The 13,704-nt window shown below is 50.3% G+C and carries 15 protein-coding genes; 3 read left to right on the top strand and 12 right to left on the bottom strand.

Annotated features, from left to right (window positions below):
- Nucleotides 1–318: 318 nt before the first annotated feature.
- The 6 genes from Q0785_RS19675 to Q0785_RS19650 all read right to left on the bottom strand — a co-directional run bounded on the left by Q0785_RS19675 (nt 319) and on the right by Q0785_RS19650 (nt 5,849).
- Nucleotides 319–1,737: an amidase gene (locus Q0785_RS19675; protein WP_298834352.1), complete on the bottom strand. Its 1,419-nt coding sequence runs from the start codon at nt 1,735–1,737 to the stop codon at nt 319–321.
- Nucleotides 1,734–1,913, bottom strand: coding sequence for a hypothetical protein (locus tag Q0785_RS19670; RefSeq protein ID WP_298834349.1), 180 nt, complete (start codon nt 1,911–1,913; stop codon nt 1,734–1,736). The genes Q0785_RS19675 and Q0785_RS19670 overlap by 4 nt, the downstream gene beginning before the upstream one ends.
- A gap of 401 nt (nt 1,914–2,314) precedes the next feature.
- Complete coding sequence (locus tag Q0785_RS19665; protein WP_298834346.1) at nt 2,315–3,115, bottom strand: ABC transporter ATP-binding protein; 801 nt, start codon at nt 3,113–3,115, stop codon at nt 2,315–2,317.
- Nucleotides 3,112–4,848 (bottom strand): DNA/RNA non-specific endonuclease, encoded by a 1,737-nt coding sequence (locus Q0785_RS19660; RefSeq protein WP_298834343.1) that lies wholly within the window; start codon nt 4,846–4,848, stop codon nt 3,112–3,114. The genes Q0785_RS19665 and Q0785_RS19660 overlap by 4 nt, the downstream gene beginning before the upstream one ends.
- A gap of 142 nt (nt 4,849–4,990) precedes the next feature.
- Entirely contained in the window at nt 4,991–5,275 is a 285-nt protein-coding gene (locus tag Q0785_RS19655; RefSeq protein ID WP_298834341.1) for a hypothetical protein, read from the bottom strand.
- A gap of 235 nt (nt 5,276–5,510) precedes the next feature.
- Nucleotides 5,511–5,849: a hypothetical protein gene (locus Q0785_RS19650; RefSeq protein WP_298834338.1), complete on the bottom strand. Its 339-nt coding sequence runs from the start codon at nt 5,847–5,849 to the stop codon at nt 5,511–5,513.
- A gap of 129 nt (nt 5,850–5,978) precedes the next feature.
- On the opposite strand from Q0785_RS19650, the gene Q0785_RS19645 reads away from it, so the two are divergent.
- Both Q0785_RS19645 and Q0785_RS19640 read left to right on the top strand, forming a co-directional pair.
- Nucleotides 5,979–6,803, top strand: coding sequence for an aldo/keto reductase (locus tag Q0785_RS19645; protein ID WP_298834335.1), 825 nt, complete (start codon nt 5,979–5,981; stop codon nt 6,801–6,803).
- Between the two features lie 126 nt (nt 6,804–6,929).
- Complete coding sequence (locus tag Q0785_RS19640) at nt 6,930–7,331, top strand: DUF2512 family protein (RefSeq protein WP_223634510.1); 402 nt, start codon at nt 6,930–6,932, stop codon at nt 7,329–7,331.
- 137 nt (nt 7,332–7,468) lie between these two features.
- On the opposite strand, the gene Q0785_RS19635 is transcribed toward Q0785_RS19640, so the two are convergent.
- Nucleotides 7,469–7,978 (bottom strand): DUF6241 domain-containing protein, encoded by a 510-nt coding sequence (locus Q0785_RS19635; protein ID WP_298834331.1) that lies wholly within the window; start codon nt 7,976–7,978, stop codon nt 7,469–7,471.
- A 352-nt stretch (nt 7,979–8,330) separates the two neighbouring features.
- Between Q0785_RS19635 and Q0785_RS19630 the strand changes: the two genes are divergently transcribed.
- Nucleotides 8,331–9,380 carry a 2,3-butanediol dehydrogenase gene (locus Q0785_RS19630; RefSeq protein WP_298834328.1) on the top strand — a complete coding sequence of 350 codons (1,050 nt, stop codon included), beginning with the start codon at nt 8,331–8,333 and terminating at the stop codon, nt 9,378–9,380.
- 65 nt (nt 9,381–9,445) lie between these two features.
- On the opposite strand, the gene Q0785_RS19625 is transcribed toward Q0785_RS19630, so the two are convergent.
- From Q0785_RS19625 to dctP, 5 genes are all read right to left on the bottom strand, one after another.
- Nucleotides 9,446–9,922, bottom strand: coding sequence for a VanZ family protein (locus Q0785_RS19625; RefSeq protein WP_298834325.1), 477 nt, complete (start codon nt 9,920–9,922; stop codon nt 9,446–9,448).
- A gap of 181 nt (nt 9,923–10,103) precedes the next feature.
- A complete protein-coding gene (locus Q0785_RS19620) occupies nt 10,104–10,772 on the bottom strand; it encodes a carboxymuconolactone decarboxylase family protein (protein ID WP_298834319.1) in 669 nt (222 codons plus the stop codon).
- 30 nt (nt 10,773–10,802) lie between these two features.
- Nucleotides 10,803–12,110: a TRAP transporter large permease gene (locus tag Q0785_RS19615; protein ID WP_298834316.1), complete on the bottom strand. Its 1,308-nt coding sequence runs from the start codon at nt 12,108–12,110 to the stop codon at nt 10,803–10,805.
- Nucleotides 12,111–12,125: 15 nt separating this feature from the next.
- The gene (locus Q0785_RS19610; protein ID WP_298834313.1) at nt 12,126–12,611 is read right to left on the bottom strand and encodes a TRAP transporter small permease; all 486 of its coding nucleotides are present in this window, start codon (nt 12,609–12,611) and stop codon (nt 12,126–12,128) included.
- Between the two features lie 25 nt (nt 12,612–12,636).
- Entirely contained in the window at nt 12,637–13,698 is a 1,062-nt protein-coding gene (gene dctP / locus Q0785_RS19605) for a TRAP transporter substrate-binding protein DctP (protein ID WP_298834310.1), read from the bottom strand.
- Nucleotides 13,699–13,704 lie beyond the last annotated feature (6 nt).

Genomic DNA, 13,704 nt, shown 5'->3' with positions numbered 1-13,704 from the left:
CGATCAAGCGAAGCGCGATAGCGTTTCTTGGAGAAAAAGAAAGATATTTCACTGTCCACTTTATTGACAGAAGACCAAACCAACAACAAATACTGTCCGTTCAGCTGGAATACTGTCCAAACGTAGCATAATACCGGCCGGAGCCCCAAAACCCCTTTGGATGCCCAAGCCCAGGAAAGCGCAAGCCTGCGCTTTCCGCTTCAGAATCGTATTTTTTGTGCTGCGGAACGTATTTTATTCGTAGTGAATCGCATTCCAGCCCTTATGGATCGTATTTGGCGCGCAGTGGATCATATTCCATGCGCAACGCGTCGTCTCCTAGCCAAGGACTTTCAAACTTGGCTTCTGGCCTTTCATCAGCTCAAGCTTTTCGATCGCATAGGCGACGTTGAGGACTTTTTCCTCCTGGAACGCAGGACCCATGATCTGCAAACCGACCGGCAATCCATCGCGGACGCCGCACGGGATACTGAGTGCGGGCAATCCGGTGAGATTTCCGGGACCGGTAAAGCGGATGACTTCGTCCAAAAAGCTCAGCGCCTGGCCGTTGATGTCGACGGTGCTGTCGCCGATCGGCGGTGACAGGAATGGCAAGGTCGGTGAAATGAGAACGTCCACTTTTTCGAATGCCGCTGCAAAATCGAGATCCAGCTTGCGGCGGATCTGCTGAGCCTGCACGTAATCGACGCCCGACATCAACTCGCCCACCTCCAGTAAAAAGCGGACATCTTCGCCGAATTTCTCCGGTTGCTTCACCAAATTGTCGTGGTGGATGGCGCTCGCTTCAGTCGTAATCGTGACGAGCTCCGCAAATTCGGCCATTGCAAGCGACGGAATCCGGACCGGTTCAATCCGCGCACCCAGCTTCTCCAACTGCTGCAATGCATTCTGCACAGCTTCATTGACACGGTTATCGACATTCTTGAAGAAATAGCTTTCCTCGATGCCGATGACCAGGTCTTTGACGTCTTCATTCAACCCTCCGGAATAATTTTGCGTCGGTTGGTCGACGGAAGTCGGATCTTTCGGGTCGTAGCCGCCGAGCACTTCCAAAAGCAGCGCTGCGTCAAAAACGGTTTTCGTCATCGGGCCGATATGGTCAAGGCTCCACGACAAGGGGAAACAGCCGTATTTGCTGATGCGGCCATGCGTCGGCTTCAAGCCGATGATGCCGCAACTCGACGCCGGAATCCGGATCGAACCTCCAGTATCCGTACCGAGCGAAGCGATCGACATGTTCGCCGCCACTGCTGCACCCGACCCGCCGCTCGAGCCGCCTGGAATCTTGCTCAGGTCCCACGGATTCTTACAGGCGCCGTAATGCGGATTGGTGGTCGTCGCACCCCAGGCATACTCGTGCATATTGAGCTTGCCGTGGAAGGTCACGCCTGACAGCTTCAGCTTCGAGACGACTGTCGCGTCAAAGTCGGCAATAAACCCTTCGTGGATTTTCGAGCCCATCGTCGTCGGCTCATCTTTGAAATACAAGATATCCTTCAGCGCCATCGGAATGCCGTGCAGGAAGCCGCGGTAATTGCCGCTTTGGATCTCCTGCTCCGCCTGCCTCGCCGATTCCAGCGCCTGTTCTTTCTGCACGCGAATAAATGCATTGACGTCGCTGTTGTAGGCATCGACATTCGCCAACACCGCTTCAGTCAGTTCAACGGGTGACACCTGCTTGTCGCGCAGCTTCGGCGCCAGTTCCCCGATCGATTGTGCCGCTAATTCTTCATTCATGGCCGCTCACCTCCCGGTACATGCGTCAGCGCCATATCGAAATCCTTCAGCTGCGAATTGTCCACCGTGTTGCGCAATTGCTGCACCGCCTGCATCTGCTGCGCCAGCATTTCCTGGTGCGCCTCCGGTACCTGAATCCCCCGTGCCTCTAAAATCCTGTGAATTCCCTCTGCCATAGCAATTCCTCCCATTCGAATAGTTTGGTAAGGTGTGAGAATCTGAGTTGTCTAACGCCAGTTTATCACAATAGACAGACTGTTCAGATAGTTTAAAGGCGATTTTCAGCAGAATAAAACCCTGTCCGGCAAGAAGGTGTCTTGTCGGGCAGGATTTTAGGGGAAGATATGGCGTGTTGCCGCCACTTTTTTCCAGTTAACTGGATATACAATCCGAATTGGACAATATACAGTCCAACCGGCTGCAAATACTGTCCATTCAGCCTGAATACTGTCCAACCGGAGCATACTACTGGCCGGAGCCCGAAAACCCCTTAAATACCCAAGCCCGGGAAAGCGCAAGCCTGCGCTTTCCGCTGCGTACTTTCGGACCGAAGCGGTTTTCGCTTGGGTCCCCGCACTTAGCCATCTACTGTTTTCCGAACCTTCGACAGCAGCGGACGCCCGTTGCTCCAGACGACGTTTACCGGCATGTCGAAGAAATTAGAAAGATGCTCGCTGGTGATCAGCTCGCCTGTGTCGCCGGAAGCGAAGACGCGGCCCGCTTTCAAGAGCAGGGTTTTATTGAACTCCGGCAAGATTTCTTCTATATGATGGGTGACGTAGATGATGGTCGGACCGTCCGGCTTTTGGGCAATGGCGGCGATCAATTCGAGCAGTTCTTCGCGGGCGATGAAATCGAGTCCGGCCGTCGGCTCATCCAGAATCAGCAGCTCCGGGTCGGCCATCAAGGCACGGCCGATCAGCACGCGCTGCTTTTCGCCTTGCGACAGGGTATGGTAATTCCGGTTGGCGTACTCGAGGCAGCCCAGTTCCCGAAGGATCTCGACGCCTTTTCGGTCGATCGCTTCGGTCGTTTCCTGATACAGGCCGAGTGAAGCGAACGCTCCGCTCAGGACCACTTCATAGGCATTGTCATAAGTGGGCAACTTCTGCTGGACTGACGCCGACACAAAGCCGATCTGGCTGCGCAGCTTTTCCGCCAGGTAGGTCTTGCCGAACTCCAGGCCGAGCACGGTGACTTTTCCTTCCGTCGGGAAAAAATACGCATTGATCAAATCCAGGAGCGACGTTTTGCCGGCACCGTTCAAGCCATACAGCACCCAGTGCTCTCCTTTACGGATCTGCCAATTGACGTCCTCCAACAACAACTTGTCGTCTCTTCGCCGCGTGACTCCTTCCAGTTCCAGAATCGTCTTCATAGCCGGATATCCTCTTTTCGCTGGACACGCGCGACTTGTCCTTCTGCGAGCGGATCCGCCTCACTAAGGTTGCCGAAATCAAGACCGGCCAGTTTTTCAATCTGTGAAATCGGCACCTGATACGTCCCGAATTGCCCGTAGACGAATTCCAGATTCCCGACAATCAAATCTTCCTGCGTCTGCAGATAGGCGGTAGCCGACAGGGAAGTTTCGTCTTTCACCATCACCGCCACTTTCCAGAACTGGTCCGGAATCTGCGCATCACGGTAACTCGTGTCGTCGTCCCGGAACACTGGACCTGTGAACACCGAAATCTTCATGCCGGATTCGCGCGCGTTATCCAATACATAATCCTCCAGATCGAGCCACGCTTTCTGGTTGAAATTTTTATGCTGCGGCGAGCAATTGGTGAAATGGAAAGTATGCTCGTTGGCCTTCACCGCATCGATGCCCCAATTTGGATCACGGCGGCGCACCAAATGGCCGCGGTCGATATCATTTGATTGATAAAATTCCGGTCCGATCTGGTAGGCTTCGTCAATCCGCGGATCAAAATACCAGCGGTCGTTGCCGCGCTTGACATCGACCAGCTGATTGCCGTCGATATTGACCGCCGTGTAGAACGCAAGCCGGCGCGACTTGCTCATGGCAATCGAAAAATGGGTATAATCCAGAACGGTTTTGCCGTCGCTCGTCTGTGCAGCGTCGTCCATTAAGGCAGTTCCCAGAACCGGCAATGGCACTTCGAACCCGGCGCCCAGAAATGCAGGGTCGTAGCCGGAAGCATCGGCGTACCAATCCTCTTCCAGAATCCCCACTTCCATCGGCTCGGCTACTGAACCCGGCATGACGACGGCCAGCAATTGATCCAGCAGTTTACGTGAACGGTCGTCTTCCAAACTACTGCGCGCTTCACTGAGATGATGGATGATCGAACTGATCCGGATGCCTTCATTGGCAATCCAAAGACGATTGTCTTTCGGGTCCGGAACGCCCGCATGATGCAGGGCGACGACCACCCATTGGTCATTGAAGACTGGCGAGCCAGACGAACCCGGTTCCGTATCGCTGACGTACTGGACAAAATCGGAAGAGATGAACTTAACTTCATTTTCACGGATGGTGATTGCTTTCGGACCACCATTCGGATGTTGGATGATGGTCACGTATTCGCCTTCGAGGATTTTCCCGGGCTTCGGCAACAGCGGTAAATAGCCGAAATCGGTCAACGGAATGTCGTGCTGATTGTTTTCTTCCACCGCCACAAGCGTAAAGTCCAGCGCCTCGTCGGTGATGAAAAGCGCTTCCGGATCCAGGCGGAAGCTGATGATATCAAGCGGCATGAACTGGACATCATCCTCGTAATTGAACTCCGCCACCGCGTACATCGCCGCTTCCGGCGTTTCCAGCACATGATTATTCGTCAGCAGCAGGTTCGGCGCCACCAGAAACCCGGTGCCGTAGCTCTGCAGCTGGCCTGATTGGCTGCGGATTGCGATGCGGCAAACGGCTTTGCTGACATCGAGACCCGCCTGCAGATGCGCAATCGGAAACAAATCACTTTGATTGATGATGCGCTCCATCGCCAGATTGTCATGATGGTTGATGATGCTCGACCGCGTCATCATCCGTTCCTTCGAAGTCGCCGCCTGTTTTGCCACCCTGCGCTCCTCCTCGAATGCCAAATACCGCACTAATGCTTCCTGCTGAATCCGCTCTATTTTAGTGACCATCCTCATCCATCCCCTTCCAATAAATAAACTATATTTTTCAATTAAAAATTTAATATTCTATTAATTTCCTTTAGAAAAGTTTATCACAATCAGACGCAGAAAACCCATTCCAAGTAGTGGAATGGGCTTCCAGGTGTGCCATTTAACGCGACCATTTTTTATTGTCATTCTTCACGAATGTCTCTTCGCCGGTTTCCGGATCGCGGATGATTCTGTCATCAGTCGGGACATCCCCTGCACCTTCGTCGGGTGCGTTCTGGAAGTCGTCACCTGCAGTTTCACGCACGTCGTTTTTGCCGGCGGATTCCCAGCCTTCGTCGCTGCCGCTTAACATCTCGCTTGTCTTCTTGACGACTTTATCGAGCGTCGACTCATCGTGGTCCCCGCTATGTTCCGGATTTTGCTTGTGTTCATCGTTTCTGGTCATGATGGATCCCTCCTGAACTGTTGTTGCTATACTTTACCCGCTGCCGGTGGAAATAATCATCGTTGAAAAGCCCTGAATGCCCAGAACAAGGAAAGTTCAGGCCTGCACTTTCCGCTTAAGAAGCGTATTTCTTCTGCTGCGGATCGTATTTTAGGCACAGTGGAACGTATTTCGTTCGGATTGAGTCGTATTTGTGGGATAACGGGTCGTATTTCCAGAATCGGCTTGGTTCCTGCTAGTACGAATTGCGTTTTGGATGCGGCTGGGTGATGTCGACCGCGAATACGTTGATGCGGTTGACCATCAAGTCGCGGATGCCGTAGATCGGGCGGTCGTTTTTCTGGATGGCTTCGATATAGGCATTCACCTGATCCTGGATGTAGACGCCAAACGGCTTGTCCTTATATGTGTCGTCGAGGCTATCGACGCCGGACTCGAAGGATTTTTCGAAATACAGGTTCGACACTTCGATGCCTGTCAGCTTGTCCTCTTCCATATGGGTGCCGACCACTTTGTAATAGTTGCCGTACTCGTCGCGCACCAAATCCGCTTCGACAATTTTTTGCATACTCATGGCTTTCATCTCCTCTCTTACTCCTATTTCGACGGCCTTCCACAGATTCCTTCAACTAAATGCTTAGAGTTGCGAAGTACTGGGTAAACATTTACTCTAAACAGAACAACACAAAAGGAGAAATGCATAATGGATTTTATTACACTGAACAACGGAATAAAAATGCCGCAGCTGGGCTTTGGTGTCTGGCAGGTTGAAGACGATCAGGCGACGGCTGCTGTGGCGAAAGCGCTCGAGACGGGCTATAAATCGATTGATACCGCAATGATCTACCAAAACGAAAAAGGTGTCGGCAAAGCGCTGAAGGAAACTTCCGTGCCGCGTGAAGAGCTGTTCATCACGACCAAGGTGTGGAACAGCGACCAGGGCTATGGCAATACCTTGCGCGCTTTTGAGGAAAGCCTCGAGCGCCTTGGCCTCGATTACGTCGATCTGTACCTGATCCACTGGCCGACTCCGGAATTCGATAATTATATCGATACCTATAAAGCGTTGGAGCAATTGTATAAAGACGGCCGCGTCAAAGCGATCGGCGTCTGCAATTTCGAAGTCGAGCATTTGGAGCGTTTGCTTGCGGAATGCGACATTCCCCCGGTCCTGAACCAGGTCGAATGCCATCCCTACCTTGCACAAAATGAATTGAAGGAATTCTGCGCCAAGCATGACATATTCCTAGAAGCTTGGAGTCCGCTTGACCAGGGCGGCGACGTGTTGAAGGATGGGAACATCCAGAAAATCGCCGATACCAAAGGCAAATCCCCGGCTCAGGTCGTGCTGCGCTGGCATCTGCAGAACGGTACGATTGTGATTCCGAAATCGGTGACGCCGTCACGCATCGAGGAGAACTTCAATGTTTTCGATTTCGATTTGACGGAATCCGAGATGAATGAAATCGACGAGCTCAACAAGGACCGCCGCAAAGGCGCCCATCCGAATGAAATGAATGTACGGTAATAAAATCAGAAGCCGCCTCTTCCAACCGAAGAGGCGGCTTTCCCTGTTATTTTCACATTTTGGCATACTCCCCGTGAAAACGGGTAAATTCTTGATAACTAGAATTTATTGGAGGAGGGAAAGCCGTTGAGACATCTTCTTGCACTTGCAATCAAATTTGTGATGGTGGCCATTGTCCTTTTACTTGTTCTCACGTGGATGTTCGATGTTCCGTTCGTTGATACGTTGCTGATCAGCCTGGCGCTGACGGCGTTGTCCTATGCGATGGGCGACATCATGATTTTCCTGAACGCCGGCAGTCCGGAAAATCAGTCGACGCGCAATACCGTAGCGACTTTTGTTGATTTCGTCACGGCGTTTCTGGTCATTTGGCTGATCGGCTGGCTGTTGACGGGACAGAATTTTGAAATGGTGACGCCGGCTCTGGTTGCTGCATTGGTCATTTCAGCCGGTGAATGGTTCTTCCATCTGTATGTGGACCGCTCCGTGGTGCCAGAGTACAATAATTACAAGTCGGCTAGAGGGTGAATTGAATTGTGTGGGTGCCAGGCACCAAATAGCAGATTTCCACTCAAAAGAGGTTGAATTCCATCATTTTCAATGGGATTCAACCTCTTTTTCACACTGCCTGCAAATCGTTTTCCGCAGACTTTGACAACTCTTACTCACCTATAATGCTTTTCCACAAAAGCCCGCTCCTGCTCAGCGGTCATCAAGCCAGTGGCTCTTCCGACAGTGCCCCCGTGCCAATCCCAAATGGTGTTGTGGACATGGACTGCATTGGAGAAGTCGCCTTGTTTCCACGCGGTTAAAGTCGTTTCGTAAAAATCACTGTGCTCGTAATGGTCCTTGTTGGCCTCGACGATTGTCAGGAGGTCATCGATATTGTCAGGCGTCATCTCGATGGCGCCTTTCTTCTTGTCAGCGATGATTTTCTGGTGCGTCATCTGATGCAGATTGATTTGCAGCCTGACTTCCTTCATATCAGCTTCGTCTTCTCCAGTTTCAGGCTTTTCGGCCTCCACTTCTTGTCCTTCGCGTTCCTCGATTTTATCGGCCACTTCCGAGATTTCCCCTGCCCCTGAGGAATTCTGCACGATGAAATAATAACCCGCTGCCATGAGCAGTGCTCCTACTCCCAAAATAATTCCTGACGCCTTTATCCTTTTTTTCATTTCCCTGCCACTCCTCGATTTCATTGGTTCATGACTATATTCCTATCTAATTATGAAGAAATCGGGACTGTGATACAACCTATTTCTTCACTATCCAGAAATCATCAGATGGAGCAAGTCCCAGTGGAGATCGCTATCCTTTAGTACATAAAAAAAACTTTATTTGACTGAATATTCAATTATAAATACAATGAGAGCGTATGCCCTCCTAAGTTATATGATTTTGTGAGTTGAATTCCCTGACACTCTGCTCTCGGCGGAGTTAAAGATCATCTATTCAACTTGGACAAAAAGCAGGTAGTTGGAGAGGCAGAACACAAGCAATGCAAATCCAGAAAGGACGTGTCGGGAAATGAAAGCAGCAGTCATTTACGGAGAGAAAGACGTGCGGATTGAAGATTTCAAAGTGGCGGAAGTGACCGAAGGGAAAGTGAAAGTAAAAGTGGCGTGGACCGGAATTTGCGGAAGCGACCTGCATGCCTATCATCACGGATTGGGCATCGCCTATGAAAAACATGCGATTTCAGGGCGCCAGGTACCTTTGGTGCTCGGCCATGAATTTGCAGGGACGGTCGAAGAAATTGGAGAAGGCGTGACGAATGTTGCGGTCGGCGACCGGGTCGCGATCGAGCCGGTATTGTACTGCGGCAGCTGTGAGTTTTGCCGCAAAGGCGATTACAACCTTTGTGAAGTGTCGAATGTCGGTTTTTTGGGACTGGCTTCAGATGGCGGGTTTGCGGAGTATGCCGTTGCCGACTCGAAGTATTTCCACAAACTCCCGGACAACGTGTCTCTTGAAGAAGGGGCGTTGGTGGAGCCGACTGCAGTCGCTTACCATGCCGTCCTGAAAAGCGGGTTGAAGTTCGGTGATTCCACGGCGATTTTCGGAGCTGGACCAATCGGCCTGTTGCTGCTGCTTTGTGCACAGGCGGCTGGTGCTGCTGAAACCTTTGTCGTCGACATATCCCAGGAGCGTCTGGATAAAGCTAAGGAGCTTGGTGCCACCTATACCATCAATCCGAAAGATAAAGACGCCGCCGAAAAAATTATGGAAATTACCGGCAATGGTGTCCAAGTAGCATTTGAAGCTGCAGGTGCACAGCCGACCTTCTCAACAGCCCTGTCCGCATTGAAAAGGAAAGGGACGCTGCTGGTCGTGGCCGGCTTTTCGCAGGAACTGACTTTCGATCCGAACGCCTTGTTGTTCAAAGAAGCAAAAATCGAATTCACACTTGCCTATGCCAACGACTTCCCTCCTGTCATCAAAGCCATTTCTGAAGGCAAGCTCGACGTCAAAAAAGTCATCACCAAGCAAATCAAGCTGAATGATCTGGTCAAAGACGGCTTGGAACTTTTGACAGTCGATAAGAGCCAAGCGAAGATCTTAGTCAGTCCAAACTAAAATAAACTGTAAAAAATCACCGCCCCTTCAACCATCGAAGAGGCGGTGATTTTATTTCCTGCCAATCAGCGCGGCTTTTCGTCCGCAAATGCCCCGGCAATCTTCTGTACCGTGTTCCAGAAAGCCGGACTTATGCCTCCCTGTGATTTCACATAGGCGCTCAAGCGGTAAGCCAGGTAAATGCCCCCGACATCGATCAGGACATCGCTCAACCTTCCGCTTCTTTCAAAAAACAGCTGCAGGAATTCCGTGAAGAAGGCAAACAAGCTGGCCAGAACGATTGCTTTCCGGTTGTCCCCAAGGGTCTTCGCCAACAACAGGAACAGGATGCCGAAGGATAGGGCATGGCCGATTTTTTGGAACACATAGGTCCCGCTTTCCAAATGGATATCGCTTGTGATGAACAAATCCGACAGATTCGGGAACAGGCGAATATGGAAGCCGATTTCCTGAGCGAACAGCAGCGACTGAAAATTATAGTTGTTGGTGGCCAGCAGGATGCACAGCGCCCAGAAGATCACCGGTATGTACTTAGCTTTCAAAACACTCGTCCCTTCAGGTTTCTTCTATATGAAGCGCCTAATTGATTTCTCTATATTATATGGTTTCTGATTCTATTTGACTAGCCCGTACTTCCCATCATATAAAAAATCCCAACTAGTGACACGTTGACGTGTCTTCCAATTGGGATTTCTGGTCCAGCATATGCATCAGCCCGGGATGTTACTCTTCGTCGTAAGCATTTAATGCATTTACACCGTGGGCCAATGCCGATCCGGCTTTCAATGCGGTGGCGACAAAAATGGATTCTGCCACTTCTTCTTTCGTTGCTCCTTGTTTCTTAGCGCCTTTTACGTGCAGTGAAATGCAGTAAGGACAACCGGTTGTATGGGCGACTGCCACAGCAATCAATTCTTTTTCTTTGGCAGTCAATAAGCCCGCTTTCAGGGAAGCTGTATCGAAATTGACAAATGCACTGAACGCATCACCGTTCAATTTTGAGAATTCCGCTAAGCGGCTGAAGTATACTTCTTTATACAGTTCTTCATCCGGATTTTCATCATAGGCATTCAGCGCGTTGACGCCGTGTGCCATCGCAGAACCCGCTTTTAAAGCTGTCGCGACCAAAATTGTTTCCGCCATTTCTTCTTTGGACATATGAAGGTTTTTCGCGTTTTTGACATGGAGGTCGATGCAGTAAGGGCAACCTGTCACATGTGCGACTGCCACAGCAATCAATTCTTTCAGTTTCGCAGACAGCTCGTTTTCCTGCAAGGCCGCTGTGTCAAATTGTACAAAAGCTTTAAACGCTTCCGGTGCCAGTTTGCCGAATTCAGGCAGGCGGGCGAAATTCTTTTTTTCATATAAGTTTTTGCTTCCAGTCAAGTTCATTAAAATCTTCTCCATTCTATTGGTTAGTTGTTAATCCATTGTATTTGGCAGGAACAAGGCGATATCCGGGAAAATATATAACAGGATCACCACTGCCAGAATCGGGACGATGAATATCGTCGCCCCTTTGAAGATATCGACGATTTCCAGATCCTTGGTAACCCCTTTCAGCACAAAGACGTTCATGCCGATCGGTGGTGAAATCAAAGCGATTTCCACGACCAGGACAATCATGACGCCAAACCAGATCAAGTCGAAATTCAGGATTTCGAGGATCGGCATCAAAATCGGAATCGTCACCACCATCATCGCCAACGAATCCATAATTGCGCCCAGAAGGATGAACAGGCAGATGATCAATACAAAAATCATGGTAGCGGATAAATCGGCTGTCAGCAGGAACTCTGCCAACAAATTCGGAACTCGTGTCAGTATAAGGATATAGTTGAGGATGAACGCACCAAGAATGATGGCGAACAAAAAACCGGTCGTCCGCAATGTACCGAGCAACGCTTCCGTAAAACTCTTCAGATTCAACCGGCGGCGGATGACCCCGATCAGGAATGCACCGAATGCACCGACTCCCGCCGACTCCGTAGCTGTGAAATAGCCGAAGTAAATGCCCCCCATCACCAGTACGAACAACAGAAGAATCCAGATATTCGAACTCAGTGAGGAAAAGCGCTCTTTCCAGCTGACGTATTCAGGAACTGCAGCTGTAATCATGGAAGGCTTGATCAACACGCAAATGTAAATGGTCAGCATGAAGAACAAGGTCAGCAAAATACCGGGAAAGATGCCGGCAGTCAACAGTTTTCCAACAGACTGTTCCGTAAGCATCCCGTAGACGATAAACGTTGTACTCGGCGGAATCAGAATGCCGAGAGCACCGCCAGCGACAATCGAACCGCCCGCCAAGCTTTTGCTGTAGCCGCCTTTCAGCATCTCTTTTGTCGCAATGACCCCCATGGTTCCGGTAGTCGCCACGCTGGAGCCGGAAGCTGTCGCGAACATCGCTGAAGCTCCGATCGTCGCCATTCCGAGTCCACCTTTCAGATTACCGAACCAATTCTTGAAAGTTTTGAACAAATCATCGGTCACTCCAGAAGCGAACAGCAATTGTCCCATCAGCACGAATAACGGGATGGTGCTCAACGTGTAATGATAGCTTTGAGTCCATACCACACTGTGGATCACCGATGCTAACGTATCCCACCCCCGCAGGAAAATAATCGCAAAACTCGCGGGAATGACCATTGCGATGGCGATCGGTACGCGCAAAAACATCAAGACGAAAACCGCAGCTACCACTAATACACCAACTGTTTCTGTCGACATGGCCTTCCCCCCTTCCTACTTGCTCTTACTAGATGCGTTGTAATCTCCGACATTCCGGATGAATTTCATCGCCGCTTCAAGTGCCCAGCCGATAAAGCAAAGCACCAGAAACACTTTAAAAGGCACAAACGACAGGTTCAATAAATCGGAAGTCTGGTCGAAATTGATCTTCACGATAAATGCCCAGCAGACGATAAAGCAAAATAGAATCGTCAATACTTGAGCCAAAAAATCCAGTGCCAATTGGGCTTTTGCCGGGAATCGGTCGGCGATGACACCGATTGAAATGTGAGCCCCGGCCGCTTCCGTATACGCTAAAGACCCCATAATCAGTACGACCATGCTGAATTGGACGATTTCAATATCCCCAATAACCGGATATCCCAGACTTCGGGAAATCGAGAAATACGTGACCAGCGGAACCATCACAATCAACATCGAAAACGAAATCCATTTTGCCAGATTGGTTATAAATGAAACCAGAGATTTCACGTAGTTCATCCTCCCACCCGCTTTCACTTAATCGTTAATAGGGCACACTCAGCCCAGCCTCCACTAACGAATCTTTATAGAACTGTAGCATTTCGTTGCCGTCAAAACCTTTTTCGTCGGCCATATGCGCCCAATCTTCCCATACTGCTTTTGCCGGTTTCTTGAACTCGGCCAGCACTTCTTCATCCGGCTGGATCACACGTCCGCCTTTTTCTGCTACACTTTCGCCATAGACGCTAATGGCTTCAGCCGATGCACCGCCGTACAGTTCGCTGTTCAGCTTTTCGAGCGCCGGTGCCAATTCTTCTTCAAAAAGCGTCTGAATATCTTCAGGAAGACCTTGCAGTGTCCGTTCATTCATCAAAAAGAATAGTGTGGTATTGCCCATATCAATTTTGGTCATATACGGTGCCACTTCGTTCAGCTTCAGCCCCACCGCTCCAATCGAAGTGTATGTAGCCTGGTTGACGGTATTGCGGTCAAGCGAGGTATAAATTTCTTCCAATCCCAGCGTGACTGGAACCGCATCCCACAAACCGAGCAATTGCACCCGCTGATAACCGGAAGCGATGATTTTCTGATTCTTGACGTCTTCCACCGTTTCCACCGGCTCTTTGCTGTACAGCTGATACGAATCGGTTGCGGAAACGCCAAGCGGCACGACATCTTCAAGTGTATCTGCCATGTATTTTTCTATAAACGGCGTCAACACTTCCGTGCTGTCGAAAGGATCCGATAAGCCGAAAGGCAAATCACCGATCGACAAGGGGAACAGTTCCGTATCGGGATGGAGACTCGGGCTGACATAGCCGATATCATATACAGCGCCTTGGATGTCATCGTATGCGGTACTTAAGGTGCCAAGAGCTCCGCTATTATAGATATTCACTTTTACTCTGCCTTCTGTTTTTTCTTCTACAAGCTCAGCCCACGGTTCAATGGCTTCGGTATGGAATTGGTGCGTCGATGGCACCTGGATATTGAAACTCAGCTCGTAGATGCCGTTGTGGTTCGCTGCTCTCCCCACTCCGCACGCTGACAGCAAGAACACAAGCGCGATGACAAAAACCAACTTCACTCTTTTCGCATACTTCATCTATTC

It is taken from the genome of uncultured Planococcus sp. (genome assembly GCF_947501725.1).
GTDB classification, from domain to species: Bacteria; Bacillota; Bacilli; order Bacillales_A; family Planococcaceae; genus Planococcus; species Planococcus donghaensis_C.
Note: the sequence above shows the minus strand (reverse complement) of the source record. Positions and strands in the feature narration are given on the sequence as shown.